14 protein-coding genes are annotated in these 18,916 nt (G+C 41.7%); 10 read left to right on the top strand and 4 right to left on the bottom strand.

The features are described from left to right. Positions 1-9: 9 nt before the first annotated feature. The 3 genes from RM347_RS21365 to RM347_RS21355 are packed head-to-tail and all read right to left on the bottom strand — an operon-like array spanning position 10 to position 5,638. Entirely contained in the window at positions 10-2,685 is a 2,676-nt protein-coding gene (locus tag RM347_RS21365; protein WP_322718350.1) for an NHLP bacteriocin export ABC transporter permease/ATPase subunit, read from the bottom strand. Next, a complete protein-coding gene (locus RM347_RS21360) occupies positions 2,678-4,954 on the bottom strand; it encodes a CHASE2 domain-containing protein (protein WP_322718351.1) in 2,277 nt (758 codons plus the stop codon). The genes RM347_RS21365 and RM347_RS21360 overlap by 8 nt, the downstream gene beginning before the upstream one ends. Before the next feature lie 3 nt (positions 4,955-4,957). Beyond that, a complete protein-coding gene (locus tag RM347_RS21355; RefSeq protein WP_322718352.1) occupies positions 4,958-5,638 on the bottom strand; it encodes a DUF928 domain-containing protein in 681 nt (226 codons plus the stop codon). 590 nt (positions 5,639-6,228) lie between these two features. On the opposite strand from RM347_RS21355, the gene RM347_RS21350 reads away from it, so the two are divergent. From RM347_RS21350 to RM347_RS21340, 3 genes are all read left to right on the top strand, one after another. After that, positions 6,229-7,269, top strand: coding sequence for a cyclic nucleotide-binding domain-containing protein (locus RM347_RS21350; protein WP_322718353.1), 1,041 nt, complete (start codon positions 6,229-6,231; stop codon positions 7,267-7,269). 121 nt (positions 7,270-7,390) lie between these two features. Next, complete coding sequence (locus RM347_RS21345; protein ID WP_428850592.1) at positions 7,391-8,833, top strand: NHLP bacteriocin system secretion protein; 1,443 nt, start codon at positions 7,391-7,393, stop codon at positions 8,831-8,833. 152 nt (positions 8,834-8,985) lie between these two features. Further along, positions 8,986-11,130 carry an NHLP family bacteriocin export ABC transporter peptidase/permease/ATPase subunit gene (locus RM347_RS21340; RefSeq protein ID WP_416211894.1) on the top strand — a complete coding sequence of 715 codons (2,145 nt, stop codon included), beginning with the start codon at positions 8,986-8,988 and terminating at the stop codon, positions 11,128-11,130. Here RM347_RS21340 and RM347_RS21335 read toward each other — a convergent pair. After that, a complete protein-coding gene (locus RM347_RS21335) occupies positions 11,110-12,117 on the bottom strand; it encodes a cupin-like domain-containing protein (RefSeq protein WP_322718355.1) in 1,008 nt (335 codons plus the stop codon). The genes RM347_RS21340 and RM347_RS21335 overlap by 21 nt on opposite strands. A gap of 105 nt (positions 12,118-12,222) precedes the next feature. On the opposite strand from RM347_RS21335, the gene RM347_RS21330 reads away from it, so the two are divergent. From RM347_RS21330 to RM347_RS21300, 7 genes are all read left to right on the top strand, one after another. Continuing rightward, positions 12,223-13,065, top strand: coding sequence for a thiopeptide-type bacteriocin biosynthesis protein (locus RM347_RS21330; protein ID WP_322718356.1), 843 nt, complete (start codon positions 12,223-12,225; stop codon positions 13,063-13,065). Positions 13,066-13,408: 343 nt separating this feature from the next. Next, positions 13,409-13,774, top strand: coding sequence for a hypothetical protein (locus RM347_RS21325; RefSeq protein WP_322718357.1), 366 nt, complete (start codon positions 13,409-13,411; stop codon positions 13,772-13,774). 209 nt (positions 13,775-13,983) lie between these two features. Continuing rightward, entirely contained in the window at positions 13,984-15,192 is a 1,209-nt protein-coding gene (locus tag RM347_RS21320) for a YcaO-like family protein (RefSeq protein ID WP_322718358.1), read from the top strand. 8 nt (positions 15,193-15,200) lie between these two features. Further along, positions 15,201-16,913, top strand: coding sequence for a TfuA-like protein (locus tag RM347_RS21315; RefSeq protein ID WP_322718359.1), 1,713 nt, complete (start codon positions 15,201-15,203; stop codon positions 16,911-16,913). A 324-nt stretch (positions 16,914-17,237) separates the two neighbouring features. After that, positions 17,238-17,546 carry an ArsR/SmtB family transcription factor gene (locus RM347_RS21310; RefSeq protein ID WP_322718360.1) on the top strand — a complete coding sequence of 103 codons (309 nt, stop codon included), beginning with the start codon at positions 17,238-17,240 and terminating at the stop codon, positions 17,544-17,546. A 21-nt stretch (positions 17,547-17,567) separates the two neighbouring features. Next, positions 17,568-18,422, top strand: a complete 855-nt coding sequence (locus RM347_RS21305) for a phosphate ABC transporter substrate-binding protein (protein WP_322718361.1) — start codon at positions 17,568-17,570, stop codon at positions 18,420-18,422. After that, on the top strand, positions 18,403-18,894 hold the full coding sequence (locus RM347_RS21300; protein WP_322718362.1) for a PstC family ABC transporter permease: 492 nt from the start codon (positions 18,403-18,405) through the stop codon (positions 18,892-18,894). Before RM347_RS21305 ends, RM347_RS21300 begins: the two co-directional genes overlap by 20 nt. Positions 18,895-18,916 lie beyond the last annotated feature (22 nt).

Raw genomic sequence — 18,916 nt, 5'->3', positions numbered from 1 at the left:
CCTGAACGCTTACGCCATTTGTCGTGCCATCAGATTAGCAAATAAGCCCTTTTGATTCACTAATTCTTCAAACTTACCTTGCTGAACAACTCGACCAGCTTCAATCACATAAATTCGGTCGGCGTTGCGGATAGTGCTGAGGCGATGGGCGATAATTATGCGCGTTACTCCTAACTGGTCTAAGCTGCTACTAACTATAGCTTGAGTACGATTATCTAAAGCACTGGTAGCTTCATCAAAAATTATAATTCTCGGTTTTAAGACTAAAGCACGAGCAATTAGTAGCCTTTGACGTTGCCCACCAGAGAGATTTGTACCCCCCTCGGAAATGACTGTGTGCATTTCCATTGGCATTGACTTAATATCATCGGCAAACCCAGCCATACCTACTGCTTCCCAGGCTTCTTCCATTGTCACTAATGCGCCACTAGAAATATTTTCAAAAATTGAGGCGCTATTGATGCGACCATTTTGCAGTACTACACCAATCTGTCTACGCACTGCTGATATATCTAACCCCGATAAGTCCTGACCATCATAGTAAATCGTGCCATCTTTTGGCGTTTCAAATCCCAATAACAGCCTAATAATCGTTGATTTACCACTACCAGAAGGTCCTACCAAAGCAATCAACTCTCCTGGTTCTGCCTGAATTGTCAGAGCGTCTAAATTGAGGGGGCCATCTTCACGGTAGCGGAAAGTCACACGATCGACTTTTACTTTACCCGTTAACCGTCCTGGATCGCTTTTGCTCAGGTCGATTTCTGGTTGAGCCTGAAAGATGGGCTTTGCACGTTCCCAAAAAATGCTGATATCTAATATGCTGACTATGGTGTTACTCAACTGAGTTGCCCCAGCGATAAATATGGCAAAGGCGGAATTAAATGCTAAAAATGTACCTGTAGATAATCCTGTTCCGCTTTCAGATGGGGCTTGTGCGATCAACGTAACTGCCAGCCAAAAGATAATTATTGAGCTGACAGTTGGCATGGCAGTGTTAAATATCGCTAAGACATCTTCAATTACCTCTGTACTCAGCTTGAGTTGTAGCTGCTGACTATACTTTTTTGCCCAGTAGGCAAAAGCGCGGTCTTCTGCATTGGTGACTCGAAGTTTGGACACACCAGCAACCATCTGTACAGTAAAACCAAAAATTTCTCCTTCTATTTCTTCTAAAGAACGCAACTTTTGGCGGCTAAGTAAGCCTGAGATAGTAGTGAAGATGATCGCTACCAACGCTACTGCTACTACAACTAAAGCTAGACTGGAACTGTAGATAAACAATAGTCCCAGATTTAGTAGAGAGAAGAAGCTGGTAAAAACAGTGCGTAGCACTGTGTCGTTAAGTTTCTGGCGGATTTGAGTGATTGCAGAAACACGAGATTGTAAATCTCCAATTGAATATTCACGAAAGAAAGATACGCGCAAATTAAATAATCTATCCCATAAGGCTGCTTGGGAGTCTAAACTGGCTTTACTTTCTAATCTCAGACCGGCAAAACCTTGGGCGATTTGAAAAATTATCGTCCCAAAGCTGGCGGCTATCAGGCCCAATCCGATTTGCACTAACAACTCTCTATCTGCATCGGGAATGACGGAATCGATGAGGATAGCAGTTGCTAAGGGGGTTAACATTCCCAACAATGCACCAACAACGCCAGTGAGGAAGATAACAATCAGTTCTCGAATTTTCCCCTTAAAGGCAAACAGAAGTAGGGCGATCGCAGTTAAATTGTTTTCTGGTATGGGACGATAAAATACATAGGCAAAGGGAGCTAGTTGTTGAGCAGTACGATTATTTACAGGTATGCGAACGTGTTTGTCTGGGTCAAAGATTTCATACTTTCCTACCCCTGCTGGTAGCAATGCAACAGGACAATTATCTTGATTAGTATATGCTAATAGAGGGCCGCTATCTTTTTGCCACCATCGCTCATTGAGTAATACCCGTCGGATGCGTATTCGGGATGCACGGGCGATCGCTTCTAATGGTTCTTTAATCCGCTTCATGTCTTCAGAACGCACAGGTGGCAGAATCTTAATTCCTAATGCCCTTCCAACTGCACCTGTGGCAATCAGCAACGGTGTACCTGACTGCATCAGTTCAGCTTGCTTGGGTTTGAGGACTGAGGCTAACTCTCCTAAGGCATTAACTTTTACCTGAGAGTTAAGTTGTTGCCGTGCTTGGAATTGAGTCCATTTTGCTGCCAATTCTTCCTGTTCTATTTGAGTCAGAATTTCGCAAAAATCGCTGTGTAGTTCGCTCAGAGTAACTTGGATCTCGTTCCAGTTGGTAAGTCTTTCAGTGTGGGAAAAAACTGGCACAATAGAAGAGCGCTCGCCTACACAACTTTGAATATTTTGCTCCCATATCTGCACTAACTTAATAAAACTTTCTGCCTTATCTTTCTCCTGACGCATCCATTGTTCGCATTCTTGTGCAGGTATTTGCAACAACATAGTATCTTCTATCGATACCGCCAAAAGTTTATGATTATTAGCAGATATCCCAAACAATGCTTCTCCCGCATTGACACTGAATAGATAACGGCGAGTACCCTCAATACCTTGGTCAACGAGAATAGCAAACACAGCGATCGCACCGGATTCAATTTGCCAAACTGTTAGGGGATTGTCTAATACTAAGGATTGATTATCTGTAAGCAGTAACTTAGAATCACTCATCTGGAGTTAGAGGTGCAATGGTTCTTTGGCGGAGGCGTAGGGCATTAAATTGCCCTTCCACTTCTAGTGGAATGTTAGTAAAACGAATATAAAAATTATCTGGTTCTGCCATTTTGTCTAAGACTTTAGCATAGATATCTTCACTAATTTCGGCATTACCCTGCATAAATAAGTTCAGTTTCACATTAGTAAAGGGCTGTAAAGCTAGATAATTTACTTTAGAGTCATAACATACTTGCGCCCCCTTAGCTGACAGCTTTACTAACTTTCCCTCCATCACAGTGTTATTTACATCTTTTCCATCCAAAACTGTATATTTTAAGGGAATTGCTTCTGGCAGTTCCAAGAATACTTTATCTTCGTCTTCAGTAAGATATAAATTGTATTCTCCAGTAATTCCACCTACTTCATAAATTTTTATCGGTTGTTTCACCCCTTTTGCTTGTACTTCTTTATGTTCAATAATTTTAACAATAGAACCAGTCTCATTAATAGTTGATTGCGAAGCAAAAATTTGTCCGCCGACTGTATACGATTCAATGCGATAGGTTAAATTAACTTGATCGCCGATAATTCCATATTTAGTCCGTTTTTCCGAACCAATATTACCGACCACTACTTCTGCTGTATTAATAGCAATACCCATTTCCAGCTTTGGGAATCCCATTTTCTGGATTTTTTTGTTCACTGGTTCCATTGCTAGTTGCATTGCCACTGCACAAGCGATCGCTCTTGTTGCATCATCTTTTCTAGTGATGGGAGCGCCGAACAAAACTAAAATACCATCACCCATAAATTCATCAATCGTACCTTGATATTGAGTAATAACATCTGCCATATATCCTAAATAAAGGTTAATTATTTTAATTACTTCTTCAGCAGATAACCTCTCAGATATAGCTGTAAAGCCTCTTAAATCAGAAGTGAGAATAGTAATTTTCTTGCGTTCACCACCAAGTTTTAGACCTTCAGGATTTTCCAATAAATTAGCGACGACTTCATCGGTGAGATAACGACCAAAGGTCTTGCGAATTGCTCCCGCAGTCCTGGCAATATAGGCAGTAACAGCAATTCCCGAACCAACTAATGTAAGTAATGGTGGGACAACAGGAATCCACCAACCTGCTATAAAGGCTAGATAACTACCACCCACAAGACAGCATCCAGCTAGCAAAATACTAATCAAAGGTAATAATGATTTTCTTTTAGAAGTACCGCTATATCTTTGTTGCCATATTAATATTGCACCAATCAGTGACCAAAGAAAAATCCACAACCATTCCTGTAATTTAGTCCATGTTCTGATTAACGGCCGGCGATCTAAAGTAGCGCTTAAAATTTGACTAATGGCATTAGCGTGAATAGTTACACCAGCCATTCGTTTAGGTGCTGTTAATATAGTACTGCTGTATGGTGTATAAAATAGGTCTTTGAGACTTTCGGCTGTGGGGCCAATCAACACAATGCGCCCTTTTACTAAGTCCTTGGGTATCCGCTTATCTAACACATCCATAATAGATATGTGCTGAAATTTTTCTTTAGAACTACGATAATTTACTAGTACTTGATAACCTTGGTCTTCAGCCCGAATATAACCACCATCATTACCTTGAAATAATGGGTAAACAACATTACCTGTTTTTACCAAATATTCTTTTGTTTGTCCGACATCAATTTGGCGATCGCTCAAATAAAGATAGGCAAGCTTAAAAGCAAAACTAAAGACATTTTCGCCATTTTTATCTGCCAAATACATTAAACTGCGGCGAACTTTCCCATCCCCATCTAAGAGAAAATCATTTGCACCTACTCGATCGAGTTTTTTCAACGCTGGTGGTGGTGCTACCGCTGAGCTATCTTCACTTTCAGCTACTTTTTGTACACCAACTAAATTTGGTGTAGACTCAAACACCTTAACTAATGATTGATGTCCAAAGCCTACTGGTAAATCTCGATATAAATCCAAACCAATAGCACTAGGTTTTTGTTGTTTTAAATTCTCTAAAACTTGTGCCAGCAAGCTGTCAGGTAGAGGCCAATAACCGCGCTTACCAAGTTTTTGCACATCAGATTCATTAATTTCTACTATGACAATCCGCGTATCAACAGGTTCTGGAGAACGTAACAGAAACATTTGATCCAGCGCTGCCAATTCCAACATCTGCAATAATCCACTCAAGCGCAGGATGAACACTAATGCTCCCGCACTGGGAGCGGCAATGAAGATGCCGCGACATTGCCAAAGTTGTTGCTTGATATGACTCCACATAAATTACTTAGTCTTGGCATCCCAGCTATTTACTAGAGGTTTGGAAACTAAATTGTTTAAACCCACTGACTCTAATAATGCTTGCCAATTAGCCATGACTGTGCAATCGTCCGGTTCGGTAAGACGTTGCTGTACTAAAGTATCCACCACTTCGTACCAAATACCAGATGTAGCATACAGTTGGGAAAGTTGTTTGGGATTTGTCCTGGCTATCTGCTTCAATAAATCAGCAGTAGGTTGGATTCGTTCTACCCAACCCTCGACACTTATTTCGTCTGCTAGTTCCTCTGAACTGGAAGCGATTGACATATACCAGTGATATTTCTTACCTACTTCGAGGCTTGGTGCTTTTGTCGGGAGAGTAAAACCAATAATTCCTGATTCATTAGGAAGTTTAAAAGTTGTTTTGTAGAATATACGGTTGTCTTCCATGAGTGAAAAATGAGCAGTTTGTCCTGGCATCTGCGGAACAAACCAGTAAAATGTCGGACGTTCTGCAAAGGTTAAACCTAGCTTATTCGGAGGCATTAACGGAATTAAAGTCCCTTGAGAGGAACCACCACGACTTCCCCCACCAGCCGTAGTTTGTGGTGCTTTTCGATTTGGTGGGATAAACCTCTGACTAATTTGCCAGCTCTGTAATCTCTGGAATTTAAGTGCTATTAGTGATTCAGCTCTTACCATTCTAGGCAAACTAGAGATTATCAATACCAGAGAGATAGGAAATGCTGTAAAGTTTACAAATTTTTGTATCCAATTCATATTAAGTCCTATTAATTTTTAATCATCTAACAAAGACAAATATTTGTGACAGCACGAAAAGGCGATATCTAGTTAAATTAACTACCAATGATAAAATCTATATTAACTTTTGTCTAAAAGCTTTGTTAAAGATTTTACCAAAAAACGAAGTAAGTATAACTTAGCACGCTATTCTATTAATTCATAGCGAATTAATCGAAACAAGCTTCGCGCTCCTCTGCGCCCCTAACCTGGAGGAAGGTGTTCGTGTAGCGTCTCGTAGAGAAGCGCCTATGCCTTTAAATTTCAAACCTAAATTGGCTACCAATTTGCGAAATTGTGTACTTAGTATAAGTAAGAAGCTAGTTGTCTAGTAACTTTACCTTTTCATGTACCTCCACCCCTTTTCTGAAAAACCTTGTTTTTACTGACTTTTTACTACTTCTGTCAGCCAGCCAGGTTAAAAACTTCCAAAAAACTGCGTTTTGCTGCAACAAATGATTTAATTCCACTCCTAACCAAGTTTAATTTCTATGCTTAGACAAATGCTGGTTAATACTCCCAATTTTGCTGCCTTTAGGAAAAGTGATATTGATTGGATGCTCAGTGTAGGCAGATATAAAGAACATCGTCCTAATCAAATTCTCATTCAAGAAGGTGAAGATATTATTGATACAGTAGAAATTTTGTTAGAGGGAGCATTAAGCATTTGTGTCTCTCTCACAGGTAATGTCAAAGACGCACAAGAAATCGATCGCGTATCGCCAGGGGAAATTGTAGAAACTTTATCTTTTATAGATAATCGTCCTCCATCTACTACTTTTATTGCTCTGGAACCCTCACGAGTATTAGCACTGCCGAGAGAATTATTACTCAATAAACTTGAGCAAGATCCAGAATTCGCCGCGCATTTTTATCAAACAATGGCTGTTTTGCTGTCACAGCAGTTGCGGGGACTCACTGATTTTCTTGCCAAAAACAAAGTAGTTCCAGGAGAATCACTGCGAAAGGTTTTGTTTGTGTTTGCTATTTTGAACGATAGCGATATTGATTGGATGATTTCCCAAGGAGTAAGAACTAAAGTTAATCCAGGTAAAGTAATAATTGAAGAAGGGAAACCTGTTGAAGCATTATATATATTATTAGATGGGAAGTTAGGGATTTTTGTTTCCACCCCACAAAATCAAGTTGCCGAAAAAGAAATTGCTCAATCTGTAAAAGGCGAAATTTTAGGGGAAATGTCTTTTGTAGAAGCAACAACTGCCTCTGCCACAGTCAAGGCGATAGAATCTTCTATATTACTAGCTTTACCACAAGAGAAACTAGCTAAACAATTAAAGCAAAATACAGGATTCACAGCTCGTTTTTATCGAGCGATCGCTGTAGTTTTAGTAGATCGGATTCGCGATCGCCTCTTCCGCCGTGGATTTGGGAAATTGGCTTACCAACTAGACCAACTTTTAGCAGAAGATATCGAAGTTGAAGATGAACTCAACTTCGATACATTAGACAACACCGCCCTAGCAGGTGCTAGATTTGACTGGATGATTAAACGTCTAAATCGGGAATCTTAAAAAAGGCAGGAGAAGAGGACGCAAAAACGCAGTCAAAGAACTTTCCGTGCGCCACAATCCCAGTCTCCAGTCCCCAGTCCCCAATCCCCAATCCCCAGTCCCCAACCCCTCCCTCAAGCGAATGCCTGAAGAGCAAGATAGTATATTTCGCAAAGAATCACTGGAGCGTTTATCTTCTCCAGAAAGATTGGATCAGTTAATGCAGGTAGTCAATCCCGTAGATTGGCTACCTTTGGCGACGCTGGGTACTTTTGTCTTATTGGGGTTAATTTGGAGTATTTTTGGACGTATTCCCGTCACAGTCGCAGGAAAGGGAATACTTATTCAACCTAATCAAGTTGTCACTTTTGAGTCGCCAATCTCAGGACAGTTAAAAAGTCTGAATGTTAAAACAGGACAATGTATAGATCGAGGATATGTCATAGCAACGATCGATCCGACGGATCTCAAACAGCAATTGCAACTGCAACGCTCAAAACTGGGGCAATTACAAACACAAGAACAAAATTCATCTTTGCTTCAGCGACAACGTACCGCTAAAGAAAAAGAGGCGATCGCTTCTTCTAAAGCTAGTTACATTCAACGTTTGCGGGATACTCAAACTCTCACGCCTGCATTTTATGAAAAAGGCTTAAATGCCATTCGCGAACAGCGCATTAGTTTACAGCAACGGCTCAATGATGCTGTAACTGTCGTACCAATACTGAAAGATAGATTACAGAAGCGCCAGGAACTCGTAGATGCAGGAGCCATTGCTAAAGATACATATTTACAAGCAGAGCAAGAATATAAACAGGCAATGCAAACCGTTTCTGATATCAAAGTGCAGCTCAAGCAATTGGATGTACAAGAAACAGAAGCCCAGCAGAGATACTTACAAAATTTGAGTTCTGTAGGCGAACTGCAAGCGCAGTTAAAAGACTTAGAGACTAAGAGCCAACGTATCGATCAAGAAAACGTAGAAAATCTTAATACCAAAATTAATCAAATTCAAGAAGTTAATCGAGCGATCGCTCAACTAGAAAAACAAATATTAGAAAATAGCCAAATTATTAGCCCTAGTAGCGGCTGTGTATTAGAAGTGACTGCTTTTGTGGGACAAGTTACCAGCCCGAAAACTCCGCTTGTCACCTTAAATGTTGGTGACAAAAAGACTTCACTAATTGCCCTCTCCTACTTTCATATCCAAGATGGTAAACAAATTCAACCAGGAATGATTGTGCAAATCACCCCCACTTCTGTCAAAAGAGAACGCTTTGGCGGTATTGTCGGCAAAGTTACCTCTGTTTCCCCCTTACCTGTGACTAAAGAAGGCGCAAAGTCTGTGATTGGGAACGCCGATCTAGTAACAAACATCTTGTCAACTGGCGGCGGAGACATAGAAGTACGAACAGAAATGGAACTAGCTCCATCCAACTTTAGCGGTTATCGCTGGTCTTCTTCCCAAGGGCCAAAATTAAACATTTCTGCCGGAACAACTACCAGCGTTCGGGTTAAAGTAGCAGAGCAAGCACCAATTACTTATGTCTTGCCTATTCTCAGAGAATTTACTGGCATTAACTAAAGTTTTAGGGGAATGGTCTTGTGCAATTGATTCAGCAGTTAGTATCCTTAATTCAAAACCTTAATCCCTTACGCCAAAAAGCCCCATTATTAGATTTAGAAACGGCACCAAGTCACATCCCTTCTCGCGTCAAAACTCCTACTCTATTGCAAATGGAAGCGGTGGAATGTGGAGCAGCAGCTTTCGGGATTATTTTGGCCTACCATCGTAAAATTGTGCCTTTAGCAGAACTGCGGCAAAATTGCGGTGTTTCTCGTGATGGAAGCAAAGCCTCTAACATGATTAAAGCTGCGAGAAACTATGGAATGCAAGCCAAGGGTTTTAAAAAGCAATTGGCACAATTACAACAACTTCCTCCGCCATACATTGTATTTTGGAATTTTAATCATTTCCTAGTAGTAGAGGGATTTAAAAAAGATTGGGTTTATCTCAATGACCCAGCTACCGGGCCGAGGCGAATCTCCTTTAAAGAATTTGATGAAGCCTATACAGGGGTTGTTCTAGTAATGGAACCAGGCCCAGAATTCCAACGCGGTGGTCGCAAACCGAGCTTAATAGGCGCGCTCATTGACCGCTTGCGGGGTTCTTGGGGAGCCATTCTCTATTGTTTCTTAGCAGGATTTTTTCTCGTCATTCCAGGGTTAGTTTTACCAGTCTTTAATCAAATTTTTGTTGATAATATTTTGGTAGAAAATCGCACAGACTGGTTGCGTCCATTGATTTTGGGAATGACAATTACAGTCATTATTCAGGTGTTACTGACATTACTACAAAGACGGTTTCTGAGAAAACTAAATATCAAATTATCGGTGGAAATGTCTGGGCAATTCATCCACCATATTCTTCGCTTGCCAGTGGCGTTTTATGCCCAAAGATTTGCCGGAGAAATTAGCAGTCGAATCAATATCAATACGAAAGTTGCGGAAGTGCTATCGGGACAGTTAGCCAGGACTGTAATTGATACCGTCATGGTAGTATTTTATGCCTTAGTTATGTTTGCTTATGATGGAGTGCTGACTGCGATCGGTATCTGTTTTGCTGCGATTAATATTTTGACTTTGCAGTGGATTTCCCGACAGCGCACAGATATTTATATGCGAATCATCCAAGACCGGGGCAAAGTTGCAGGGACAGAAATTGCTGCCCTTCAGAGTATGGAAACCCTCAAAGCATCAGCGTTGGAATCTGATTTTTTCTCGCGTTGGTCAGGTTACTATACAAAATTTATTAACGGTCAGCAAGAGTTAGGTGTTACTAATCAAGTACTAGGCGTTTTACCTGTTTTCTTAACTAGTTTAAGCTCCCTATCAGTTTTAGTTATCGGTGGTCTACGAGTCATGGATGGGCATCTCAGCATTGGGATGTTGATTGCTTTCCAAAGTTTAATGACTAGCTTTTTGACTCCAGTCAACTCTCTAGTCAATTTCGGCAGTACCTTACAGGAACTAGAAGGAGACTTAAATCGCCTGGATGATGTGTTGCAAAACTCAACCGATTCAGAATTGGATAATCATAATTTACATACCTCAACAGCCGAATCCTTACAGTATGCTTCAGCCTGCGAACTTAAGGGATATGTAGAATTAAAAAATGTCACATTTGGCTACTCACGGACAGATGGACCTCTAATTCAAGACCTGAGTTTTCAACTGAAACCAGGGCAGAGAGTGGCTTTAGTTGGTAGTAGTGGTTCTGGTAAATCAACAGTTGCCAAATTAGTAGCAGGGCTGTATCAACCTTGGTCGGGAGAAATTCTTTTTGATGGTATCCCCAGAGAGCAAATTACTAGGGCGATACTTTCTAATTCCTTGGGAATGGTAGAACAGGAAATTTTTCTGTTTGCTGGCAGTGTCCGAGATAACTTGACCTTGTGGGATGATACGGTGTCTAATTCTCAATTAGTCCGAGCTTGTAAAGATGCAGTTATTCATGAAGTGATTTTAGCTTTACCTGGAGGCTATGAAGGTAACTTACTTGAAGGTGCTGCTAATTTCAGTGGGGGACAGCGCCAGCGTTTAGAAATTGCCCGTGCATTAGTCAACGATCCCACAATTCTGATCATGGACGAAGCAACTAGTGCCTTAGATGCCGATACGGAAAAAATTATTGACCGAAATCTGCGTTATCGAGGCTGTTCTTGCATTATTGTCGCTCACCGTCTTAGTACCATCCGCGACTGTGATGAAATTATTGTTCTAGAAAAAGGTAAAGTAGTGCAACGCGGTACCCACAAAGAAATGTTGCAGCTTGATGGTTCTTATGCACGGTTGATTCGGTCAGAGCAGGCAAGTGTTTAGCATCGCTTCACGTCTTCTCAACTCTCGAATATTCTTGATCGGCTCAAGACCAAGATATTGCCCCCGAATTCTTAGGCAAAGGTAGTTCAAAGTGTCCCTGCGATCGCTTTCACTCCCCGACCATGAATCGCTTACAGCCTCTAGTTTATTTAACCATTCTAGATGATGCGATCGCGCTTCTGTTTCATCTTGCAGCAACAGCGATAGGGACTGAACATCAACCGAGGGCGCTGGAAAAAGTTTAGCCAATCGCTGATTATAAGCGTTGCGTCCTAAACGATAAGCAATTGACATGGCTGGTTCTAAGTACTCAATGTAGTGCCAGATCATCATCGGCATGAAAATAGTTTCACCAGGATGAAGTACCACATCATAAGCGTTGGTATATTGGAGAAAATCCGTTTTCTCGGCTTCTGAGAAATTTTCCAGAAAGATACCACTGGTACGGCAGAGATTAGGCTGATCGATCGCATCTAGCTTTTGAGTTTCACGCGGATGAATCAATACAAATCGCTTTGTGCCAAAAACTTGAAACAACAAAACATTACGTTGATCGGCATCATAGTGCAAATGAGCATAATTATTGCTGGCAGCGACAAACATGTTGGAGTATAAGTCGCTTTCATCATTTAAATGTTGGTATGAATTCAGCGGCAATAACTGAAGTAGCTTTTGGGGCGTAGGATACTCAACACAGATATCAAGAGTTGTGGGTTGTGCTTGTAGAAAATCAAGATATTCACCTAAATTCATCATTCGGGGAACATCAGCTGATGTCGAATTTAGCAGATCGGCAATGTAATTTGGACAGATTTGAACTGGGATGTCAGTTAGCCCTGTTTTTACCTTTTCAAGGCTATCCATCTGACGCAGTGGTGAATTTTCAAAGAGATTGGTGATAATCGCTGGACGCTGGGGCAGAATATACTCTCGGTAAAAGACATCTGCTGGAGGTGCTTCGATACGGTCGATGTTGTCGAGAACCACGTTTTTTTTATTGCTAACATGCCGTAATGCTGCTTTAAGCCAGCTTCTATTGTCAACCTTTCTTTTCTTGATTTAACATCAGTGAACTGTGGTAAAAAACATTTCATGACCGACGAATCAACTTCAACTACACAAGCTAGTAGTCAGGACTGGGAAAATGGGGATTGGGTGCAACTTAACGTGGGACTCGTCAGGGATGAGGGTAATGCACTATCGAGTGCGCGTGCCCTCTTTGCCCGACTCGAACCATTGGTTACTCACTGGCGGAGTAATGATTTGTTGCGCTGTTTCTTCTTTATGAGAAAACCGCCAGATGTCCGGGTGCGCTTTTTTACAACAGTGGATCGGCAACAAGCGATCGCGAATATCTCCGATCTCATGTATGCACTTCGGCGTGAGAATTTGATTAATTTATTTTTCTTCAGTGATTACGAGCCTGAAACAGAACGTTTTGGCGGACTGCAAGCCATGAAGTTGGTTCATCAGCACTTCGACGCAGACACATCAATGTGGCTCATGCTTGACTATCTCGATCGGCATAACCTTGGTGTTGTCTCCAAAGACTTACTTGTGCCAACTATGTTGCACAACCTCTTTACCCGTACTCTGTCAGATCCGGTAGCTATTCTTGCAACCTGGCAGAGTTTAGCGGCTTTGATTCCCACACCTCCTGAAGCCACAATTCCAACAGTTGAAATACTTTCTCTCGAAACTTTGTATGAGTCTCCAAGAGCAGATATATTGCAAAAATATGCAACAGCTAACGACATACTTGCAAAAGAATTACTTAATCTCCAACATCTTGGTCAATTGACTCAGGATCTGGTTGACATACTGCCCGCAGTCGCAATGTTCAATTTTCACCGCCACGGGTTTGATTCGCATCGTTCAGGAAGGCTGATTGCAGCGATAATCCGAACCCTTGAGGAAAAGAATGCAAAAGGATGAAACTCCTACAATCTATTCATTAGCCAAAAGATTAAAGATTTTTAGACGACGATTATAGAACATTTTAAGGTTAAAGCGGCACTAACTTGTCAATTCCAATGTTAATTTTTGTATTTTGATATACAAAAAAGATGTTTTATTAGTTACAAAATTTGACTTAAGCGATCTGGACATTAGCCTATACTCCAAGCAATTATTGTATTGAACAATACTGAAATTTAAGTGATTGTTCTGTTGTCTAGCGATTGGTGAACAATACTTTTGGAGTTAATCACCTAGCTTTCAGATTTAGTTACCTACTTCAAGGTAAAGGCTAAGTATCTTATCTTAAGGAGAGTTCATAATGTCTCAGCAAAGTTTTGTCGAATACTATGAAAATTTTTTAGCTCAACCAGCCAATTCGCCGCTGCGTGAAGCGTTGGATGCTACTGAAGCAGGTGAGTTTGCAAGAATCGCTGTTGAACAAGGACAGACAAACGGTTTTGATTTTAACGCTGATGATGTGAAAGCCGTGATGGTTTCTGCTGAAAGGAAGGTTCTAGGTTTGTCAACTGCTTCTCCATCCGTGAATATCCGGTCTATTAATAGCGTTAACGGTATTAAAGCAAGACCAACTAACCGAGAATTGTCAGAAGATGAGTTAGAAAGTGTAGCTGGTGGACTGGCTTCAAACACTGAAAAGACATCGACAACTATGTGTTGCTGGTAGCCTTGATTTAAGGCTTGCGATGTCAGTATAAATGAACATCGTGGCTCAAAGGAAGGCGTTGCTAAATTGCGACGCTAACCTTTTACTATATTTTGATATTGCAATTTTTAAAGGCGCTAATTATAACGTAATGTTTTATGTGCTTAATAGAACACATTACTAAATACTTAAGTGTTATAAATAGCGAGTATTTATTGTAACTAGCAGTAATGGTTGGGGAAAGAAACAAGCGAATGTGGCAAAATCTGAATGCTCCTAAGCTGAATCTTGATGGCACGTTTCGGACAGAGCAACCTAATTCTACTTGGAAGAAGCTACAAGAACTTTTGACTGCTTTTGGCATTACGCGTGTTGCAGACATTACTGGTCTTGACTGCATTGGTATTCCTGTTGCTCAAGCGATTCGTCCTAACGGAAAAGCCTTTTCTGGTTCTCAAGGCAAAGGAATTTCACTTCTGCTAGCGATGATCTCGGCGGTGATGGAATCTGTGGAGTCTTATCATGCAGAAAATCTCCCACAACCAGAGATAGTTGCCTCTTATGAGGAACTCTGCCGACATCACCAGGCAATCGATCCTAGCGTTTTAGAGCCAGGTAAGCGATCGCAATCCTATCATCCTGCTAGATCGTTAGATTGGATTTGTGGAACCGATCTATTTACGAATGAACCTGTTTACGTACCACAGGCGTATCTTGATTTAGACACCACAACAGAAAAACGTGATACTCATCTGTTCAGCACTTCTAGCAATGGACTAGCATCAGGAAACCATTTACTAGAAGCGATCGCTCATGGATTGTTTGAAGTCATTGAGCGCGAAGCTGAGTGGCGTTGGTGGCGCTTACCTCTGGAGGAACGGATTAACTGTTTGGTTGATAGTCAAACTATCCAGTCTCCGCTTTTGCAATCTTTACTCTATCAAGTTGAACTTGCCGGGGCAACAGCCGTGATTACTGATTTAAGCTCGACTATGGGGATACCTACCTATAAATGCTTGATTATTGATAATGAAAATTGGCATGGACGACCGACAGCAGCAGGGTGGGGATGCCACAGTTCCAAAGAAATTTCCCTAGCACGAGCGATTACTGAAGCAGCTCAGTCAAGAGTAACGGTGATTGCAGGTAGTCGGGATGACATTCATCCAGATAGCTATACTCTTGGACGCATCAGGATGCCAGGTAGCCCAGCGATGAAGTCTAACAGCAAAAGACCGATCGCTACCCTGATTGATTTTGAAACTCAGCCTGAGCTAGCCTTTACCCCAACGTTTGCAGAAGAAATTCAACAAATTCTAAGTTGTCTGAGTACTCAGGGATTTAAGCAAGCTGTCTTTGTCAATCATACGCGACCGGAGTATGGTATTCCAGTGGTGCATGTGATTGTACCGGGTATGCATCTCCCTTCGTCTTTGTAAAATTCAATATGCAATCGAATTCTTTGGAACCTAGCCAAATTCTCATTTTTCTTGGCCCCACCCTATCCGTTACCCAAGCCAGTCAAATCTTACCGGCCCGTTACCTCGATCCTGTCCGTTGTGGTGATATTCTTGCCTATATGCGGTTACAGCCGCGTGTAATTGCCATTATTGACGGTTTTTTTGACCGCAGCGCTTCAGTTTGGCATAAGGAAATTCTCTGGGCATTAGAAGCAGGAGTGCGAGTATTTGGGGCAAGTAGTATGGGTGCGCTCCGAGCCGCTGAACTGGAAGCCTTTGGCATGGAGGGATTTGGAGCTATTTTTGCAGCCTACCGAGACAAACGGTACATTGGGGATGATGAAGTGGCAATTTTGCATAGCAACCCTCAATTCCAATACCAACCCTTAACTGATGCCTTAGTAAACATCCGCGCTACAGTTCAACTGGCGGTAGACAAAAATATTATTGATGTAGCGATCGCTAGTTTAATTATCAGTTGTGCCAAACGGCAGTTCTTCAGTCAACGACATTTGAGCGAAGCAGTAGCTGATGCTGAGGAACAGGGAGGCGATCGCCAGATGCTAGCCCAGTTTTTGGAATTTGTGCAAAATGGCGGATATGTGGATCAGAAACAGTTAGATGCCATTGAACTGCTGAAACATTTGGCCGCTATGGTTGGAGAAAGTGGTGGTACTGCTGCCAATCAGCAAGTAAAGTTTCAACTCAACAAGTCCATTTTCATAGAGGAACTTCAAGCTAGAGTTGCTATTCGTCCATTACGGACAGCATATTCCTGGTTGCCTCTAACTGAAAAATTAAGCCAAGAAGCCCGATTTCTAGGCAAGGTTTACATTCAATTGCGTAATCTCGCTGGGCTAATTCGTTGGTGTGATGCTGTAGCCCAACAACATAAGCTGCAACCCTTGGAGGCTGATTTAGCTGATGTTTATAGTTCTCAAATATTGAGTTCTCATGCTAATGAACTAGAGTTAGACGTGGATGCATCAGCAATACCAGTCTTAGTTGAACGTTTGGGTCGGATTCAGGCATTGCTGAAACTTCATAGTGCAGACGATACCTTTGCCAAAAAGGTTGAGCAATTACATCAATTTATCTTGATGATTGTTGGTAAGGATATCTCCTCAGTTCAGCAAGAGACAACTAACGCAGATGCAGATATGATTACTGCATTAGCGAGTTGTGAACGTAGATTGTATCGTCAGGTTGCCATCCTCTGGGCTTTAGCCGAACAGACAAACAGCCAATCGGAAGCGAGTTTGAGAACTAGTATTACTCAAAAAATTACGCAACATTTTTTCCAAGAAAGGGGAGTTACTAACGAGGCTGAATTTCCGGCTTGGCTATCAAGCAATTCCTTGACTCCAGGTGAATTTTCTCAGATGATGGAAGCGATCGCACGGTTAGAGGGGTTTGTTAATGTACCCCGATGGTGGGGGCAGTGGGGACGAGGCATGAGCAACTATTTTTCAGTCAGTGAGTGCTTTCTTCCCGATGCCTTAAGGTTGTCTGGATTTTATCCAATTTTAAGCAAAAGAGTTCAGCTGGCTGAACAAACACAAAACTATCCTTGGGAAACCGATTTGAGAAACTGGCGTCAGGTAAATGCCTTTCCGCAGGCATGTAACATTACCCAAGTGGCTTTTTGGCTAGATTTTAGCGAACCAGAAGAATTTGTAAAAGAACTAAGTATAAGGTAGGAGACAGAAGGGAAAAGCCTGAACAGCAGCGGGTTTCTTTGCTTTGTCGCTTCCGGCTTTTGTTGATCGAAATAATTACCTCCTAATTCCTTACACCAGTAGACAGCATCAAGACTATCTGAAACCTCTTGAGGTGCTGGAGTGTGAAAAGTTCAGAATTGTGGAAACTTACGGCATGAGCGTTACCTCGGATTTAGCCCGTCGTAGACATCGCTCACCTAACAACCCACAATTTCTATCACTCTCGAAGAAGAAATATGATAAACTCTGGAAGGCTTGAAAGATTTTTCATATCAATAATTATTCAAGCCATACCAAGGGTAAATGATGAACTTTAAAAATGCATCATCTCCAGACTTTTGCGCCCGTCAACTTAAAGCTTTAGCAGATACGACACGTCTATCTGTTGTGAAAATTCTCATGGAAGGCCCGAAACACGTCGGAGAACTGAATGCTGTCTTGAAGCTAGAGCAGAGTTTGTTATCCCACCATTTAAAAATTTTGCGGGAAGCAGGTTTTGTGGAGGCGACACGAGATGGCAAGGCAGTACTTTATCATTTTGTACCGACAATTCGACAGGTCAACACTGGTAAAGCAATTGATTTAGGCTGTTGTCTGCTCTGTTTTGAATAAAAATTTAGACGCAATTTTTCGATGAAACAACTCAAAACCCTAGCATTTATTCCTGTCGGTTTCACAATTTGCTTGGGACTACTATCTTGTACGCAATCTTCAAAAACAGCTACTCAACCAACCAATCAATTACAGGGAAAGTTAGTTTTAACAGGCTCTAGTACAGTAGCACCGTTGGCAGCAGAAATTGGTAAGCGATTTGAATCAGAGCATCCTGATGTACGAGTGGATGTGCAAACAGGAGGTTCATCTCGCGGTATTGCTGATGCGCGTACAGGCGTTGCCAATATTGGGATGGCATCTCGTAGCCTCAAAGAGGAAGAAAAAGACTTACAAGCTTTTGCTATTGCCCGCGATGGAATTGGCATTATTTTGCATAAAGAAAACTCCATAAAATCCCTCTCAAATCAACAAGTTATCGATATTTACACTGGTAAGATTAACAACTGGCAACAAGTTAGTGGCAAAAATGCACCGATTACAGTTGTCAATAAAGCTGAGGGACGTTCTACCCTGGAATTGTTTCTTGGCTACTTCAAACTCAAGAATAGCGATATCAAATCATCGGTTGTGATTGGGGACAATCAGCAAGGTATTAAGACAGTAGCAGGTAATCCTAACGCCATTGGTTATGTATCTATTGGTACTGCTGAATTTAGTATCAACAACGGCGATCCGATCAAGTTATTGCCCCTGAATGGAGTCGCGGCCACCACAGAAAATGTCCGAAATGGAAAGTTTCCACTTTCCCGTCCCCTGAATTTGGTTACTAAAACCCAGCCACCAGGGTTAGAGCGAGCATTTATTGAGTTTGCACAGTCGCCACAAGTCCATGAAATTGTTAAAAAGCAAGATTTTGTCCCCGTCTCAAAGTGATATCGTTCTCCTGTGGATATTACGGTTATTAGCTTTAATCACAAGTATTATTGTTGTCTTAATTACCGGATTCTTATTACTCGAAGCATTGCCGATACTGCGACAGGTAGGATGGTTGCGTTTTGTTAGCGATCGCTCTTGGCATCCAGTTGAAGGATTATATAACCTGATGCCGATGCTGTGGGGAAGTCTGTTGGTGACACTCGGTTCTGTACTGTTAGCTGCACCTTTAGGAATTGGCTCGGCAATATTTTGTCAGTATTATGCTCCTCCTTTGGTTGGCGGATTTTATCGGCAGTTAATTGAGTTACTGGCGGGCATTCCTTCTGTAGTTTACGGGTTCTGGGGTTTGGTCGTCCTCGTGCCACTGATTGGCAAACTCCAACCACCAGGAGCTAGCCTGCTTGCGGGAATCGCTATTTTGACATTAATGATTTTGCCAACGATCGCCTTAGGGCGTGTCACCAATTAGGTAAACTGGAATGATAACTGCT

The sequence above is a fragment of the Nostoc sp. ChiQUE02 genome (assembly GCF_034531305.2).
GTDB lineage: Bacteria > Cyanobacteriota > Cyanobacteriia > Cyanobacteriales > Nostocaceae > Nostoc.
The sequence above is the reverse complement of the archived record's forward strand: the minus strand, read 5'-3'. Positions and strand labels throughout refer to the sequence as shown.